The organism is Nonomuraea sp. NPDC050202 (assembly GCF_040656115.1).
Lineage (GTDB): Bacteria > Actinomycetota > Actinomycetes > Streptosporangiales > Streptosporangiaceae > Nonomuraea.
Genome location: NZ_JBFALF010000036.1, coordinates 36,310 through 50,930, shown reverse-complemented (window position 1 = coordinate 50,930; position 14,621 = coordinate 36,310). Strand labels below are relative to the sequence as shown.

Annotated in this window: 16 protein-coding genes; 6 read left to right on the top strand and 10 right to left on the bottom strand. The window is 69.4% G+C overall.

Going from position 1 to position 14,621, the window contains the following annotated elements:
- Window positions 1-15: 15 nt before the first annotated feature.
- Window positions 16-1,830: an ABC transporter substrate-binding protein gene (locus AB0I79_RS50385; RefSeq protein ID WP_357889966.1), complete on the bottom strand. Its 1,815-nt coding sequence runs from the start codon at window positions 1,828-1,830 to the stop codon at window positions 16-18.
- A gap of 149 nt (window positions 1,831-1,979) precedes the next feature.
- Between AB0I79_RS50385 and AB0I79_RS50380 the strand changes: the two genes are divergently transcribed.
- Entirely contained in the window at window positions 1,980-2,336 is a 357-nt protein-coding gene (locus AB0I79_RS50380; protein WP_357889963.1) for a DUF2809 domain-containing protein, read from the top strand.
- On the opposite strand, the gene AB0I79_RS50375 is transcribed toward AB0I79_RS50380, so the two are convergent.
- On the bottom strand, window positions 2,292-3,125 hold the full coding sequence (locus tag AB0I79_RS50375) for a helix-turn-helix transcriptional regulator (RefSeq protein ID WP_357889960.1): 834 nt from the start codon (window positions 3,123-3,125) through the stop codon (window positions 2,292-2,294). The two genes, AB0I79_RS50380 and AB0I79_RS50375, sit on opposite strands and share 45 nt — an antisense overlap.
- Window positions 3,126-3,226: 101 nt before the next feature.
- Between AB0I79_RS50375 and AB0I79_RS50370 the strand changes: the two genes are divergently transcribed.
- A complete protein-coding gene (locus AB0I79_RS50370; RefSeq protein WP_357889957.1) occupies window positions 3,227-3,940 on the top strand; it encodes an SDR family NAD(P)-dependent oxidoreductase in 714 nt (237 codons plus the stop codon).
- On the opposite strand, the gene AB0I79_RS50365 is transcribed toward AB0I79_RS50370, so the two are convergent.
- Entirely contained in the window at window positions 3,937-4,203 is a 267-nt protein-coding gene (locus tag AB0I79_RS50365) for a copper ion binding protein (RefSeq protein WP_357889954.1), read from the bottom strand. The two genes, AB0I79_RS50370 and AB0I79_RS50365, sit on opposite strands and share 4 nt — an antisense overlap.
- A gap of 125 nt (window positions 4,204-4,328) precedes the next feature.
- Between AB0I79_RS50365 and AB0I79_RS50360 the strand changes: the two genes are divergently transcribed.
- Entirely contained in the window at window positions 4,329-4,871 is a 543-nt protein-coding gene (locus tag AB0I79_RS50360) for a type 1 glutamine amidotransferase domain-containing protein (RefSeq protein WP_357889951.1), read from the top strand.
- A 146-nt stretch (window positions 4,872-5,017) separates the two neighbouring features.
- Window positions 5,018-6,547 (top strand): amino acid permease, encoded by a 1,530-nt coding sequence (locus tag AB0I79_RS50355; protein ID WP_357889948.1) that lies wholly within the window; start codon window positions 5,018-5,020, stop codon window positions 6,545-6,547.
- Between the two features lie 41 nt (window positions 6,548-6,588).
- Here the strand turns inward: AB0I79_RS50355 and AB0I79_RS50350 are convergent, their stop codons facing one another.
- From AB0I79_RS50350 to AB0I79_RS50330, 5 genes are all read right to left on the bottom strand, one after another.
- Window positions 6,589-8,070: an alpha/beta fold hydrolase gene (locus tag AB0I79_RS50350; protein ID WP_357889945.1), complete on the bottom strand. Its 1,482-nt coding sequence runs from the start codon at window positions 8,068-8,070 to the stop codon at window positions 6,589-6,591.
- Between the two features lie 165 nt (window positions 8,071-8,235).
- Window positions 8,236-8,871 (bottom strand): lipoyl(octanoyl) transferase LipB, encoded by a 636-nt coding sequence (lipB, locus tag AB0I79_RS50345; protein ID WP_357889941.1) that lies wholly within the window; start codon window positions 8,869-8,871, stop codon window positions 8,236-8,238.
- A gap of 145 nt (window positions 8,872-9,016) precedes the next feature.
- Complete coding sequence (locus AB0I79_RS50340; protein ID WP_253753378.1) at window positions 9,017-9,211, bottom strand: PspC domain-containing protein; 195 nt, start codon at window positions 9,209-9,211, stop codon at window positions 9,017-9,019.
- 65 nt (window positions 9,212-9,276) lie between these two features.
- Window positions 9,277-9,792 carry an HAD domain-containing protein gene (locus tag AB0I79_RS50335; RefSeq protein ID WP_357889938.1) on the bottom strand — a complete coding sequence of 172 codons (516 nt, stop codon included), beginning with the start codon at window positions 9,790-9,792 and terminating at the stop codon, window positions 9,277-9,279.
- Window positions 9,789-10,718: an AraC family transcriptional regulator gene (locus tag AB0I79_RS50330; protein WP_357889935.1), complete on the bottom strand. Its 930-nt coding sequence runs from the start codon at window positions 10,716-10,718 to the stop codon at window positions 9,789-9,791. Before AB0I79_RS50330 ends, AB0I79_RS50335 begins: the two co-directional genes overlap by 4 nt.
- 75 nt (window positions 10,719-10,793) lie before the next feature.
- Between AB0I79_RS50330 and AB0I79_RS50325 the strand changes: the two genes are divergently transcribed.
- A complete protein-coding gene (locus AB0I79_RS50325; protein WP_357889932.1) occupies window positions 10,794-11,603 on the top strand; it encodes an NmrA family transcriptional regulator in 810 nt (269 codons plus the stop codon).
- A 196-nt stretch (window positions 11,604-11,799) separates the two neighbouring features.
- Window positions 11,800-12,630 (top strand): undecaprenyl-diphosphate phosphatase, encoded by an 831-nt coding sequence (locus AB0I79_RS50320; RefSeq protein WP_357889929.1) that lies wholly within the window; start codon window positions 11,800-11,802, stop codon window positions 12,628-12,630.
- Here the strand turns inward: AB0I79_RS50320 and AB0I79_RS50315 are convergent.
- Window positions 12,599-13,282 carry a hypothetical protein gene (locus tag AB0I79_RS50315; RefSeq protein WP_357889926.1) on the bottom strand — a complete coding sequence of 228 codons (684 nt, stop codon included), beginning with the start codon at window positions 13,280-13,282 and terminating at the stop codon, window positions 12,599-12,601. The genes AB0I79_RS50320 and AB0I79_RS50315 overlap by 32 nt on opposite strands.
- A 63-nt stretch (window positions 13,283-13,345) precedes the next feature.
- Window positions 13,346-14,572, bottom strand: coding sequence for a serine hydrolase domain-containing protein (locus tag AB0I79_RS50310; RefSeq protein WP_357889923.1), 1,227 nt, complete (start codon window positions 14,570-14,572; stop codon window positions 13,346-13,348).
- Window positions 14,573-14,621 lie beyond the last annotated feature (49 nt).

The window sequence follows — 14,621 nt, the reverse complement described above, 5'->3', positions numbered from 1 at the left end:
CCTGTGCTTCTGGGGTCATTCGCGCTCGTCGGCGGCGCTCTTGCGCCGCCTGGTCAGGAAGAAGGCCCCCAGTCCTACGATCACCACGGCGCCGACGATCCCGCCCCAGATGAGGCCCGTGTTGGAGCCGCCGTCGCCGCCGCCCGTAGGCGCCTGGGCCTTGACGTCCACGGTGTAGAACGGCCAGTAGCCGCTGCCGCCGTACAGCAGGCCCTTGTCCTCCGGGATCGGGGTGATGCTGGTGATGCGGTCCTTGCGGTAACCCTCGAGGTCGTTGGTGTAGTAGATCGCGATGATGGGAGCGTCGGTGTAGAGCTGCTCCTGCATCTTCTTGATGATCTCGGCCCGCTTCGGCCGGTCGAGCTCCTTCTGCTGGTCCTTGTAGAGCTGCTCGAAGGTCTCGTTGCAGTAGAAGGACTCGGTGCCGCCGCCCTCGCCGTTCGCGGCGGGCCTGCGGCTGCACAGGTGCGTGGCGAAGACCTCTTCGGGGTCGGGGTTGACCGACCAGCCGCTGATCGCGATGTCGAAGGTGGCCGCGACGCCGGTCTCCTCGGTGAACTTGCTGGAGTCCAGCTTCACCGTGGTCAGCGTGACGCCGATCTCCTTCATGAAGCCCGTCATGTACTCGGCGAGCTTGTCCTCGATCGGGGTGTCGGTGTGGATGGTGAAGCGCCACTCCAGCTTGCGCTTGCCGTCGGGCATCGTACGGATGCCGTCGGCGCCCTTCTTGTACCCGGCGTCGTCGAGGATCTGGTTGGCCTTGGCGGGGTCGTAGGTGACCTTGGTGTCGCCGGCGGCCTCCCAGAAGAAGTCCTTGTACATCGGCGGCACGATCGAGCCGTCGGCCACCTTGGCCAGGCCGTTCTGCACCTCGTCGACCAGCTTCTGCTTGTCGATGGCGTAGTGCAGCGCCTGGCGGACCTTGACGTCCTTGAGCGCCGGGTGGCCGTCGCCGATGGGCTTGTCGTCGCTGGTGGTGGCGCCGTGGTTGATCTGCAGGTACGACGCGCGGCGGCCCTGGGTGTTCCAGGCCTCGATGTTGGGGTCGTTCTGGATGGCCTCGAACTCCTGCGGGGTCATCCGGCCGAGCAGGTCGATGTCACCGTTCTTCAGGCCCGCGATGGCGGCCTGCGGGTTGTCGTAGAAGATGACCTGCAGCTCGTTGACCTTGGGCGCGCCCCGCCAGTAGTTGGGGTTGGCCTGCAGCTTGACGTACTGGTCCTTCTTGTGCTCGATCGCGATGTACGGGCCGCTGGTCACGGCCGGGTACTTCTCGGCGTCGTAGTTCGCCATGTCGGTGACCGACTCCCAGACATGCTTGGGCATGATCGGGACCGGGTTGTCCAGCATGGACGCCTGCGGTGCCTTGAGCTTGATGACCAGGTCCTGGCCGTTGGCGGTGACGCTCTCGAAGTTCTCCACCGCCGGGCCGTTCGCGGTCTTGGCGGCCTCGTCGGTCATCATCTTGTTGAACGTCCAGGCCGCGTCCTCGGCCGTGATCGGCTTGCCGTCGGACCACTTGGCCTGGCGGATCTTGAACGTCCAGGTGAGCCCGTCCTCCGACGTGCTCCACGACTCGGCCAGGTCGGCGCTGGGCTGGAGCGTCTTGGAGTCGGGCACCGTGAGGTAGCCGTACATCCAGCGGTGGATGGACGTCGAGACCAGGCGGACGGCCAGGAACGGGTTCATCGAGTCCATGGCCTGCGTCGCGCCGACGCGTACGATTTTCTTCCCCGCCGCCGGATCCTGGGCATGGGCCGCCGTGGCGCCCTGACCGGCCACTAATAGCGCGACGCCCAGCGCAGCCAGGCGCGCGAACCATTTCCTCATGTGTGCCTCACCTTCAGGCGGGGGGTGTTCCTGTGTAGAGAAAGGCACACCATACGGAGTCCGCATGTCAACGAGGTGCGGAAAATTGTTTCACCTTCGTTTCCTTTAGCGGTGTAAATTTTCAGCACTCTTGGCACTACCGTGAGCTGGTGCCCCGCCTGCTGACAGCCCTGGCCTGCGTCGTGATCGTCGCATGCGGGCTCGGCGTCCGCGCGCTCTGGGACGGGCCTGTCCCGAAGTATGCCGGTGACGCGCTCTACACCGCACTCATCTACGCACTTCTCGTGCTCGCCCTTCCCAAGGTGCGCCCCTGGGTGGCCGCGGCGGTGTCGGCCGGGCTGAGCTGGGTGATCGAGTTCGCCCAGCTCGGGGAGGTCCCCGCGATCCTGCGGCCGGTGCTGGGCAGCACGTTCAACCCGCCCGACCTGCTCTGGTACACCGTCGGGGCCGCCGTCTGCTGGCTAGCCCACCATCGACTGGGTGCCGAGGACGCCCAGCAGGGCTAGACGTTCGGCGTCCTCTGTGCCAGGCTCGGCCGTGTAGATCATGACGCGCAGGTTGCTGCCCGCCACGCTGAGGATGTCGCAGTCCAGCGTCAGCGCCCCCACCTGCGGATGATCAATGATCTTCCGCCCGCCTTCCTGCCGCCCGACGACCCCCGCGTCCCACAGCTCGGCGAACCGCTCGCTCCTGGCCCGCAACTCCCCGACCAGCCGCCGGAGCTGCCGGTCGGCCGGATACTGCCCGGCGGTCGCACGCAGGTCGGCCACCATCGTGGCCTCGAACCGGCGCCGCTCCTCCGGCGTCTGCCTGACCCGGCCGCCCGGCCCGGCGAAGTTGCGCCACACGCCGTTGCGCTCGTTGCCGCGCCACCCGGACGGGTCCCCCATCAGCGCCGCGTACATGGGGTTGGCCAGCAGCAGCGTCCAGGCCGCGTCGTAGACGCCGACCGGCGTGCCGGCCAGCCGGTCCAGCATCCGGTGCACGCTGGGCGGGATGAACGCGGGCACGGTGTCGGGGCACGGCGGCGCCAGCCCGGCCGTCCTGAACAGGTACGCCCGCTCGTCCGCCGACAGCCGCAGCGCCCGGGCCAGCGCCTCGACGACCTGCGGTGAGGGGTTGGCGGCCCGGCCCTGTTCGAGCCGGGTGACGTAGTCGGCGGAGATCCCGGCGAGCAGCGCCAGTTCCTCGCGGCGCAGCCCGGCCGCGCGCCGGTGCCCGCCGGCGGCCAGCCCCACCGCCTCCGGCCTCACCCGGTCGCGCCAGCGGCGCACTGCCTGCCCGAACTCCCTCATGCCCCCAGTCTGCCCTGCCTGCCCGGGATGTCCCTGGCACTGTCAGTCCCAGGAAAACCGGACGAATGGCTGCTCCCGGAGCTCCGCCGCACGCTGGAGACATGACCACGACACTGATCACCGGAGCGAACAAGGGGCTCGGCTTCGAGACCGCCCGCCGCCTCGTCCAGGCCGGCCACACCGTCTATCTCGGCAGCCGCGACGCCGAGCGCGGCCGGGTGGCCGCCGGCAGGCTCGGCGCGCGGCCGGTCGTCCTGGACGTCACCGACGACGCCTCCGTGGCCGCCGCCGCGCGGACCATCGAGGCGGACGGCGGGCTGGACGTGCTGATCAACAACGCCGGCGTCGAGGGGCGGACGGCGGGCGGCGGCGTGATCGGCGCCGCGGACGTGACGGCCGACGACCTGCGCGCCGTCTTCGAGACGAACGTCTTCGGCCTGGTCCGCGTCACGCACGCCTTCCTGCCCCTGCTGCTGCGCTCCGCCGCCCCCGTCGTGGTGAACCTCAGCAGCGGCCTGGCCTCGCTCGCCAGGGTCACCGCCGAGGGCACCCCGGCGTACGCGTACCCCGGGGTCGCCTACCCGGCCTCCAAGGCGGCGGTGAACATGATCACCGTGCAGTACGCGAAGGCGTTCCCCGCCATGCGCGTCAACGCCGTGGAGCCGGGCTTCACCAAGACGGACCTGAACCACAACACCGGCATCCAGACCGTCGAGGAAGGCGCCGAGATCATCGTCAGGATGGCCCAGGTCGCCCCCGACGGCCCCACGGGCGGCTACTTCGACGCCGGCGGGCCGCTGCCCCTGGTGAGCTAGTGGCAGCCGCCGGTGCCGCAGCACGACGACCCACCCGCCTGGGGCAGCAGCTCGACCTTGCCGCCGAGCTCGTAACCGGCCTCGGCCACCGCGGCGTCGATCAAGGCGGCATCGATCGGCGCCGCGCTGGTCACCGTCACCGCCCCGGACGCCAGATCGACCTCGACCCCGCTCACCCCGGCCACCTTGCCGACCTCCTGGGTCACGGCGCTCACGCAGTGGCCGCAGGTCATGCCCTCTACCTGGTACGTGGCAACAGTCATGGATCCGCTCCTCACTCTCGGCTCTCGCAACACCGCCCAATATACCCCCCTAGGGTAAATGCGCATACATCCGCCACCCACGGAAAGAGGGTGGGAAACACCGATGTCCAAGGGGGACGAGTCACATGCTGGACGGCAAGACCATCGCGTTCCTGGTCGCTCCCGAGGGAGTCGAGCAGGTGGAGCTCACGGAACCGTGGAAGGCGGTCAAGCAGGCCGGTGGCACGCCCCGGCTCGTCTCGACCGCCTCCGGCAAGGTCCAGGGGTTCAACCACCTGGACAAGGCGGACACCTTCGCCGTGGACGCCACGGTGGACGACGTGGACGCGGCCGACTTCGACGGCCTCGTCCTGCCAGGCGGCGTCGCGAACCCCGACTTCCTGCGTACGGTGCCCCAGGCCGTACGGTTCGTCCGGGCCTTCTTCGACTCGGGCAAACCGGTGGCCGCCATCTGCCACGCGCCGTGGACGCTGATCGAGGCGGACGTCGTCCGCGGCCGGACCCTGACGTCCTGGCCCAGCCTGCAGACCGACCTGCGCAACGCCGGGGCGACCTGGGTGGACAAGGAGGTCATGGTCTGCTCGGAAGGCCCGAACACGCTGGTCACCAGCCGCAAGCCGGACGACCTCAAGGCGTTCTGCCAGGCGGCCACGGACGTCTTCTCCTGACCCCTGCCGGTGGTCCCCCGCCTGGCGGGGGACCACCGTCCCGCCTGACGAGATCGAAACCCTCCTGTAACGCCTTGTCCCCTGGGAAGAAATGGTCTAGACGTAGACCAAAAGGAGCGTCCTCCGCGCCCCCCAGGGAGACCTCAATGACCACTGAAGAGGATTCCAGGCGACTGGCCGAGCTCGGCTACAAGCAGGAGCTGGCACGCACCTGGAGCGGTTTCTCGAACTTCGCCATCTCCTTCTCGATCATCTCCATCCTCGCCGGCTGCTTCACGACCTTCGGACAGGCGTGGAACAACGGCGGCCCCATCGCCATCTCGTGGGGCTGGCCGCTGATCTCCCTGTTCATCCTGATCATCGGTTTCTGCATGTCGGAGCTGGTGTCGGCGTACCCGACGGCGGGCGGCATCTACTGGTGGGCCGCCAAGCTGGGCAAGCCGATCCACGGCTGGTTCACCGGCTGGCTCAACCTCATCGGCCTCATCGCCGTCACCGCGTCGGTCGACTACGGCTGCGCCACGTTCCTCAACATCACCCTGAACCGCCTGACCGGCGGCGCCTGGGAGGGCACCCTGCCGCAGGCGTTCCTCCTCTTCGTGATCGTCCTCGCGCTGCACGCGCTGATCAACATCTACAGCCACAGGCTGATCTCGCTGCTGCAGAACGTCTCCGTCTGGTGGCACGTGGCCGGCGCCGCGATCGTCGTCGCCATCCTGATCTTCGCCCCGGAGAGCCACCAGTCGGCCGACTTCGTCTTCTTCGGCACCAACAACAACTCGGGCTTCGGTGACGGCTCGGAGGGGCTGCCCTTCTGGCTGTACGTGTTGCCGCTCGGCTTCCTGCTCACCCAGTACACGATCACCGGCTTCGACGCCTGCGCGCACGTGTCGGAGGAGACCCAGGGCGCGGCCAGGAGCGCGGCCCGCGGCCTGTGGCAGTCGATCTTCTACTCGGCCATCGGCGGCTGGATCCTGCTGCTGTCGTTCCTGTTCGCCGCCACGAACGTGGACGAGCTCAACAAGCAGGCCGGCTTCGTCGGCGCCATCTTCGAGACGGCGCTGTCCTCCCCGCTCGCCACGGCCATCTTCGCGATCTCCACGATCGGCCAGTTCTTCTGCGGGATGAGCTGCGTGACCTCGATGTCCCGGATGACGTACGCGTTCTCGCGCGACGGCGCCGTCCCCGGCTGGCGCCTGTGGTCGAAGGTGGACCGCAACCGCACCCCGGTCAACGCGATCATCGCCGGCTGCGTCGCCGCCGCCCTGATCACCCTGCCCGCCCTCTACGCCCCTCCCGGCCTGACCACGCCGGTCGCCTTCTACGCCGTCGTCTCGATCGCCGTCATCGGGCTCTACCTGGCCTTCCTCATCCCGATCTGGCTGCGCCTGCGCATGGGCGACGCCTTCCAGCCCGGCCCGTGGACGCTCGGCAAGAAGTACAAGGCGCTGTGCTGGATCGCCTGCGTCGAGATCGTGATCGTCTCGATCTACTTCATCATGCCGTTCTCGCCGGCCGGCGTGCCCGGCAACGCCGACTTCACCTGGACGTCGGTCAACTACGCGCCGATCGCGGTCGGGGTGGTGCTGATCGGGATCGCGCTGTGGTGGGCCCTGTCGGCCCGCCACTGGTTCACGGGACCCCGCCGTACGGTCGACGAGGTCCCCACCGCGTGAAAGGAACCGATGGGTACGGCGCGAGGCCGTACCCATCGGGTCTACCAGGAGAGCCTGTCCGTCGGCCAGGCCGGCGTCGTGCTCTTGAGCTTGAGCGTCTCCTCAGGCGTGCCCACGGCGCAGCGGGTGCCGTGCGCGGGCACCTTCAGCGAGATCAGGTACTCGTCGAAGATGTCCGTCTGGCACTTGTCCTTGCCGTAGATGCGGTGACCCCAGCCCTCGTACGTGAGCAGCACGGCCTTGGAGCCGAGCTGGCGGGCGGCGTTGGCCGACCAGATCCACGGCGTGGCCGGGTCGTGCAGCGAGTTGCCGAGCAGCAGCGGGGCGTCGCCCGTGTACTTGAGCTCGTGCGGCGGGTTGGTGGTCGGGTAGTTCATGCAGATCGGCAGGTCGTCGATCGGGTACGGGTGGTACCGCGTGTCCGGCGCCAGCTTGTTGGACACCTTCATGAGCGCCGCGTACTCGGTGTAGTTGCGCACCCGGAGGTTGTAGTCCTGGCAGAGGATCGCGGTCGGCAGGTACGCCACGTCGCCCTCCACGGGGCCGCGACCGGGCAGCGGGGGCACCCAGCCCGGCTCGGGGCCGCCGTTCAGCCAGTTGATCGTCTGGCTCAGCGTCTGCCAGTCGGGCCCCTCGTTGCCCAGCGCGGCGTTGTAGATGACCTGCAACTCGGTCATCTTCGTGCCGGTGCTCGGGTAGACGAGCTCGCCGCGCCGCGCCTTCTCCAGCAGGCCCTTCCAGATGGCCCGGACGTCCTGGCCGTGCAGGACGCAGCTCGGGTCCTGGTCGCACCAGCCGACGAACTGGTCGAAGGCGTCCTCGACGGCGAGCGCCTCGGTGGACAGGAAGCCTGCGACGCCGAGGCTGTGGTCCATGTTGCTGTCGAGGCCGAGTGCCCGGACGCGGTCCGGGAACAGCTCGGCGTACATCTGGCCGATCAGCGTGCCGTACGAGATGCCGTAGTAGGTCAGCTTCTCCTCGCCGAGGGCGGCGCGGAGGGCGTCCATGTCACGGGCCACGTCCTTGGAGTCGACGTGGTCGTACAGCGGGCCGGTGCGCTCGCGGCAGTCGGCGTGCAGCTTCTTGGTGAAGGCGTCCCAGGCGTCGAAGTCGGCCTGGCTCTTCATGACGGTGTGCGGCATCTGGTTGTACACCGACGCCGAGCAGATCACCGGGTTGCTGCGCCCCACGCCCCGGGGGTCGAACCCGACGATGTCGAACCGCTTCTGCAGCTCCTCGGTGAACCAGGTGGCGCCGTACGCGGCCTCCACGCCCGAGCCGCCGGGCCCGCCAGGGTTGATCACGAGCGAGCCGATGCGGGCGGCCGGGTCGGTGGCCTTGCGCCGGGCGACGGCGATGTCCACGGTCGGCCCGTCGGGCTTGGACCAGTCGATCGGGACGGTCAGCTTGCCGCACTCGGCGGCGGGCTCCTCCTCGCAGGGCGCCCAGGTGATCGTGGGCGCCGTCTGCGTCGTCTTCGCCGTCTCCGCGCTGGCCGGCGAGACGGACGACAGTGTCGCCATCGCCATTAAAGCGGCAGCGAGCAGGGAAAACCTTCTTCGCACAATGCTCCAATCTTCAGTCGATCCCCCCGTCGGGGCGTGCGACCAAGATTGGATCATTGCCTATGTGCAGGTATGAACGGGGAGGAATAACAAGAATTCCTCCTTGAGAATGACCTCCGCGTGTCAGGCCGCCTCGAACGCCTCGGCCACGACCGCGCGCACCTCGTCCATGGCGGTGGCGCCCAGCTCGCGCTTGAGCGAGGTCATGTCGACGTCGGGCATCCCGCAGGCCACGGCCCAGTTCCACGGCGTCAGGTCGCCGTCGACGTTGAGCGCGAAGCCGTGGCTGGTGACGCCCCGGCTCTGCCGCATCCCGATCGAGATGATCTTCCGCCCGGTCTCGACCGTCCAGACCCCGGTCAGCAGCTCGGAGCCCGGCGGCGTGTCACGCCGCTCGGCCGGCAGCCCCAGCTTGCCCAGCGCCTCGACCAGCCTCAGCTCCACCTCGCGCACGTAGTCGACGATGCCCTCGCCCTGCTCCAGCTTGACGACGAGGTAACCGACGAGCTGCCCGGGCCCGTGGTAGGTGAGCTGACCGCCGCGCCCGGTCTCGACGACGGGGATGCCGCGCGTGGGGTCGGGCAGGTGGGACAGCGGAGTGCGGCGCCCGATGGTGTAGACGGACGGGTGGCTCAGCAGCCAGAGCGTGTCCGGCCGCTCGTCCCGTTGGCGCTGCCCGACGAGGTCGGTCATGCGCTCCATCGCCTGGTCGTAATCGACGAGCTCATCCTGGATGAGCGTCAGCGGCCTTGCCCTCATGCTTCGAGGATATGCCGCTGCCCGGACGCGCCGGCACGCGCCCTTCCGGGCCGGACCGGCCGGGGGCTCGATCCGTCTCGACCGGCGTGAAGCCACCCGTCGTAGGGGGCGCGCCGCCGGGCAGCGCCCCCTGCCGGGCCTCGGGTCAGGCCGCCGTGCGGTACCCCTTCGGCTCCTCCGGGACGAGGATCCACATCACGACGTAGACCACCCAGAGCGGCCCCGGGATGAGTGACAGCAGCAGCCAGAGGATCCGTACGAGGGTGGGCGGCAGGCCCATCTTGTCGGCGAGCCCGCCACAGACGCCTGCGATGATCCGGTGCTCACGAGAGCGGTACATGCTGTTCCTCCGTGTGGTTTTCGCGACCTATCTGGAAAACGGACAGCGTGGCCGCAAGACTCCCGTCAGGAACCCTGAGAAAACCCTGTAAGGGTCAGCCATTCATGTGCCATGCCCAGATGTCGGCTGGTCAGTCCCTGCATGGGATCCACGTGGACGAGCAGGAAGTCGGCCAGACCCTGATGGACCCTGAGGTACTCCTCGTCCTCCGCCCACACCTGGTCGTCGAACCAGACGAACGGCCGCTGCCCCGCGTACGCCGCCACGTGCGGCGTCTTGAACATCTCCCCGTGCTCGCTGACGGGCGCGCCGGAGGCGGAGCCCATGGAGATGACCGGCAGCGACGGCAGGCCGATCCGGGGAGCGATCCAGTCGTTGGCGTGGTGTTCCCAGGTGGTGGCCCAGACCAGCTCGGAGCCGGTGGCCAGGGCGAGCTCCAGCAGGCGGCGGCCGTGGCGCGGGTTGAGGTGCACGGTGTAGACGTCGGTGCCGATGGTGCAGCGGTAGCGGCGGAAGTCGGGCGTGGGGCGGCCCATGGGGTTGAGCACCCCGTCCACGTCCAGCAGGAGCAGGGGTTTCACTTGGCCCCCGCTGCCGTCGCCGCCCGGTATTCCTGCGGGCTGACGCCGCGCACCCGCTTGAAGGCCGCGCTGAGCGCGAACGGGCTGCCGTACCCGACCTTCCTGGCCACCGAGCCGATCGTGGCGTCCGGCTCGCGCAGCAGGTCGGCCGCCAGGGCCAGGCGCCAGTCGGTGAGGAAGGACATCGGCGGCTCGCCGACCAGCTCGGTGAAGCGCCTGGCCAGCGCGGCCCTGGAGACGCCCACCTCGGCGGCCAGCGCGGCCACCGTCCACGGGTGGGCCGGGTTGTTGTGCAGCATGCGCATGGCCTTGCCGACCACCGGGTCGCCCATCGCGCGGTACCAGCCGGGCGCCTCGTGCGCGGCGAAGTGGGCCCGCAGAACGGCGATGAGCAGCAGGTCCAGCAGCCGGTCGAGGACCGCCTCCTGCCCCGGCTCGTCCTTGACGATCTCCGCGCCGAGCAGCGAGATGATCGGGCCACCCGGCTCCACGATGAGCTGGGGCAGCGCTTCGAGCAGCCGCCTGCTGACCTCTCCCTCCAGGTTGTAGGTGCCGGTGAGCAGCACGGTGCGGCCGTCGGCGCTGTTGCCCCACGTCCGCAGCCCCAGGTCGAGGCTCTGGTAGAGGATCTCGCCGTCGAGCGTGGTGCAGTGCTGGCCGGGGTGGATGACGACCTGCGGCTTGGTGCCGGGGTCGTCGGCCACCGTGTACGGCTCCGGCCCCCGCGCGATGGCCACCTGCCCGGACTCCAGCCGTAAGGGCTCACCGCCGTCGAACATGACCCACGACTCGCCCCGCACCTGCGCGATCACCGACAGCGGGGCCTCGTCCTGGATGCGCAGCGACCAGGGCGGGTCCAGGAGCGAGCGGAGCAGGAAGGCGCCGTGGGCTCTCGGGCCGTCGAGGAGCGCCGCGAGCTGGTCCATGGGCTAGACGATCGCATATGGGATTGCGCTTCTCAACCATGGAGAGTCTTATCGGTATCGGGGCTTACTAGATGCATGACGACTTTGGTACTCGGCGGCACCGGCAAGACCGGCCGCCGCATCGCTGACCGGCTCACCTCGCTCGGCCTGCCCGTACGTGTGGGCTCCCGCTCCGCCACCCCCGCCTTCGACTGGCAGGATCGCGGCACCTGGCAGGCAGCGCTCGACGGCGTGACGGCCGTCTACGTGTCCTACTATCCCGACCTGGCCTTCCCCGGCGCGTACGACGACGTCAAGGCGTTCACCGAGCTGGCCGTCCGCAACGGCGTGCGCAAGCTGGTCCTGCTGTCCGGCAGGGGCGAGCCGGAGGCGCAGGCCAGCGAGCGCACCCTGGCGGAGTCCGGGGCCGAGTGGACGGTGCTGCGCTGCAGCTGGTTCATGCAGAACTTCAGCGAGGACTTCCTGCTCGGCTCGGTGCTCGACGGCGTGATCGCGCTGCCCGCCGCCGACGTGCCCGAGCCGTTCCTGGACGTGGAGGACATCGTGGACGTGGCCGTGGCCGCGCTCACCCAGGACGGGCACGCGGGCAAGGTGTACGAGATGACAGGGCCGAGGCTGCTGACGTTCGCGGACGTGGCCACGGAGCTGACGGAGATCATCGGCAGGGAGATCACGTTCGTCCGGGTCACGCCGGAGGAGTACGTGACGGCGGCCGTGGAGCACGGGGTGCCGCGCGAGGCGGCGGAGGGGCTGGGCCACCTGTTCACCGACATCCTGGACGGCCGCAACGCCACCGTGACGGACGGGGTGCGGGAGGCGCTCGGCCGCCCGGCCCGCGACTTCGCGGACTACGCGCGCGCGAACGCCCACGTCTGGAAGCGCTAGTTCGCCCCGGCGGCTCGCCGGGCGAACATCGTGCTAATTTCCGATGAACTGCGGGGATCGTCCACCGGCCGGGACGGACGCGGCCCTGGCCGCCTTCCGCGTACCGGCCGGCATCGCGGCGGACGAGAGCGATTGCCGGGCCCCCGATTCCGCTAACCTCACCCTCGTCACTCCCGCGTGCACGAGAGGTGGAGTCGTGATCGGCTGGCTAGAAGCGGTGATCTTGGGGTTGGTCCAGGGGCTCACGGAGTTCCTGCCGATCTCCTCCAGCGCCCACATCCGGGTGGTCTCCGCCTTCGCCGGCTGGCGCGACCCGGGGGCGGCGTTCACGGCGGTCATCCAGATCGGCACGGAGCTGGCCGTCGTGATCTACTTCCGGCAGGAGCTCTGGCAGATCATCTCGACGTGGACGCGCTCGCTGTTCGTCAAGGAGCTGCGCAGCCACTGGGCCGCCCGCATGGGCTGGTACATCATCATCGGCACTCTGCCCATCGGCGTGCTCGGCCTGGTGCTGAAGGACCAGATCGAGACGGTCTTCCGCGACCTGCGCCTGGTGGGCACCACGCTGATCGTCTTCGCGCTCATCCTGTGGTACGCCGACCGCACCGCCCGCAACAAGCTCACGCTGGAGAAGCACCTCAGCATCACCCACGCCCTGATCTACGGCTTCGCCCAGGCGCTCGCCCTCATCCCGGGCGTGTCCCGCTCTGGCGGCACCACGACGGCCGGCCTGCTGCTCGACTACCGCCGCGAGGACGCGGCCAAGTACTCGTTCCTGCTGGCCATGCCGGCCGTCTTCGCCTCGGGCCTGCTGGAGCTGTTCGAGATCGGCGGCCAGAACGCGCCCGACTGGGGGCCCACGATCGTGGCCACGATCGTCTCGTTCATCGTGGGGTACGCGGCGGTGGCGTGGTTCCTGCGCTACATCAGCACCCACCGCTTCACGCCCTTCGTGATCTACCGGATCATCCTCGGCTTCTTCATCATCCTCGCGGTCACCGCCGGCTGGATTCCGGCGATCGGCTGACCTGGTAGTAGCCCGCCCAGGCGTCGTCGCCCATGCGCAGCACCCTCACCCCGGTCCAGCCCAGGGCGACGACGGGCGCGGTCCAGAACGGCACCGTCAGCGGCCCGTACTCGACCAGGAAGCCGCCGAGGTACCCGGCGGCCACCACCAGCGGCACCCACCACCCGACGAACCCGGCCCGCCACACCGCCACGGTCAGCAGCGGCAGCCCGACGAAGCCGAAGAACATCCACGGCATCTGGAACCCGAAGGTGACCCCGGGCAGGTTCAGCATCTCGTCGAGGATCCGCTGGGCCTCCTCGGGGCTGTTGTGCCGTCCCAGGTACCACTCGACGGGGTCGATCAGCAGCAGCCCGGAGAGCTGGAGATAGCCGATCACCGCCAGCACGCCCGACACGTGGCCGAGCCGGGTGGCCCTGCGCCTGGTCAGGTGCATCAGGCCGATGACGGCGACGGCCATCAGCATCCAGCTCCAGTGGTAGAGCACGGACTGGGTCTGGGCCAGCGCGGGGTTGTCGCCGAAGCTGACGGCCTCCCGGTCGTCGCCCCAGGTGCCGGGGTCGACGACGACGGCCACGGCCTGCAGGAGCGGGGCCACGACGAGCAGAGTGCCCGCCGTGACGCGGCGGAATGTCACGTGGTCGTTGAACATGCGGCCGACCGTAGGCGGGCGGGCCGCCGCGGGTCGTCCCCCTGCGGGCCTACCGGCCGTCCCCTACGAGGAGGAGACCCGGTGGGCGGTCACCTCGCGCCCCGCCCAGTTCAGCGCGACCTCGCCGCCCTCGCGGAAGTCCAGCTCGACCTCCCCCTTCATGCGGGCGAAGTACCGCGTCGCCGACATCGGCCGCAGCTCGGTCCTGGCAAGGCCGTGCACCTCGACCATGAGCCGCTCGCCGTCCCTGGTCACGTCCATGGTCGAGGTACGTCCCAGGAAACGCATGGTGTAACGGCCGGCGTACCGGTCGAACAAGGCGGGGTCCACGCTCACGAAGGCCCGCGCGGCCGGCGGCTCGTACGGCTCGCCCCTGGCGATCGCCGCCAGCCCCCGCTCGATCTCGGAGAAGGCGGCGTTCTCGAAGTTCGCCAGCACGCAGACGAACAGGTCGTCGGCCGGGTAACGCGCCGAGACGCCGACGAACCCGATGGTCCCCCCTGAGCTCTCGATCCGCCCCTGGCCGGACGCGCACCCGTACCCGTAGGCGATCCCGTCGCTGTCGACGTACGGCCCGACGAGCTCGTCGGGCACCCGCAGCCGCCACCGGTGCAGGTCCGTCACGGTGGAGCAGAGCGCCCCCGCCGCGTCCTGGCGGGAGTTGTCCAGGTACGGGGCCGGCTCGACCCGCCCGTCCACGTACAGGTACCCCTTCGCGTCGCCCACCAGGCCGCTGCGCTCCATCCCCAGCGGCTCGAAGACGTGCTCGCGCAGGTAGTCGCCGTACGCCAGCCCCGACACCCGCTCGATCACCTCGCCCAGCAGCACCCACCCCGAGTTGCTGTAACTCACGCCCGCGCCCGGCTCGAACAGCAGCGGCCGGTCCTTGAAGGCGTCGATGAGCTCCCGCCGCGTCACGGCCGTCCCCATGACGCGGGTGAACCCCTCGGTCGTGATGTAGTCGGGGATGCCGGAGGAGTTCGTGAGCAGGTGATGCAGGGTGATCCGCTCGCCGTGGGGATAGCCGGGCAGGTGCCTGGCCAGCGGGTCGTCCGTCCGCACCAGCCCGCGCTCCTTGAGCTGCAGGATCGCCATCGCGGTGAACGTCTTCGTCTGCGACCCGATCCGGAACGCCGTGTCCGGCCGGTTCGGCACCCCGCGCTCGTGGTCCGCCGACCCGTACCCCTTCGTGAACAGCACCTTCTCGCCCCGCGCGACCAGCACGGCACCGCTGAAGCGGCCCAGGTCCGCGTACGCGCCCACGAACCGGTCCATCCGCCGTCGCATCATTCGATACTCCAAGTTGACTATTCGACTTGGAGCAATGAGAGCACGATCA

What these genes read in the sequence shown, in the direction of transcription:
- AB0I79_RS50385 (WP_357889966.1), bottom strand. Translation starts at nt 1,830, where the DNA reads ATGAGGAAATGGTTCGCGCGCCTGGCTGCGCTGGGCGTCGCGCTATTA.
- AB0I79_RS50375 (WP_357889960.1), bottom strand. Translation starts at nt 3,125, where the DNA reads ATGAGGGAGTTCGGGCAGGCAGTGCGCCGCTGGCGCGACCGGGTGAGG.
- AB0I79_RS50370 (WP_357889957.1), top strand. Translation starts at nt 3,227, where the DNA reads ATGACCACGACACTGATCACCGGAGCGAACAAGGGGCTCGGCTTCGAG.
- AB0I79_RS50365 (WP_357889954.1), bottom strand. Translation starts at nt 4,203, where the DNA reads ATGACTGTTGCCACGTACCAGGTAGAGGGCATGACCTGCGGCCACTGC.
- AB0I79_RS50360 (WP_357889951.1), top strand. Translation starts at nt 4,329, where the DNA reads ATGCTGGACGGCAAGACCATCGCGTTCCTGGTCGCTCCCGAGGGAGTC.
- AB0I79_RS50355 (WP_357889948.1), top strand. Translation starts at nt 5,018, where the DNA reads ATGACCACTGAAGAGGATTCCAGGCGACTGGCCGAGCTCGGCTACAAG.
- AB0I79_RS50350 (WP_357889945.1), bottom strand. Translation starts at nt 8,070, where the DNA reads ATGGCGACACTGTCGTCCGTCTCGCCGGCCAGCGCGGAGACGGCGAAG.
- lipB (WP_357889941.1), bottom strand. Translation starts at nt 8,871, where the DNA reads ATGAGGGCAAGGCCGCTGACGCTCATCCAGGATGAGCTCGTCGATTAC.
- AB0I79_RS50340 (WP_253753378.1), bottom strand. Translation starts at nt 9,211, where the DNA reads ATGTACCGCTCTCGTGAGCACCGGATCATCGCAGGCGTCTGTGGCGGG.
- AB0I79_RS50330 (WP_357889935.1), bottom strand. Translation starts at nt 10,718, where the DNA reads ATGGACCAGCTCGCGGCGCTCCTCGACGGCCCGAGAGCCCACGGCGCC.
- AB0I79_RS50325 (WP_357889932.1), top strand. Translation starts at nt 10,794, where the DNA reads ATGACGACTTTGGTACTCGGCGGCACCGGCAAGACCGGCCGCCGCATC.
- AB0I79_RS50315 (WP_357889926.1), bottom strand. Translation starts at nt 13,282, where the DNA reads ATGTTCAACGACCACGTGACATTCCGCCGCGTCACGGCGGGCACTCTG.
- AB0I79_RS50310 (WP_357889923.1), bottom strand. Translation starts at nt 14,572, where the DNA reads ATGATGCGACGGCGGATGGACCGGTTCGTGGGCGCGTACGCGGACCTG.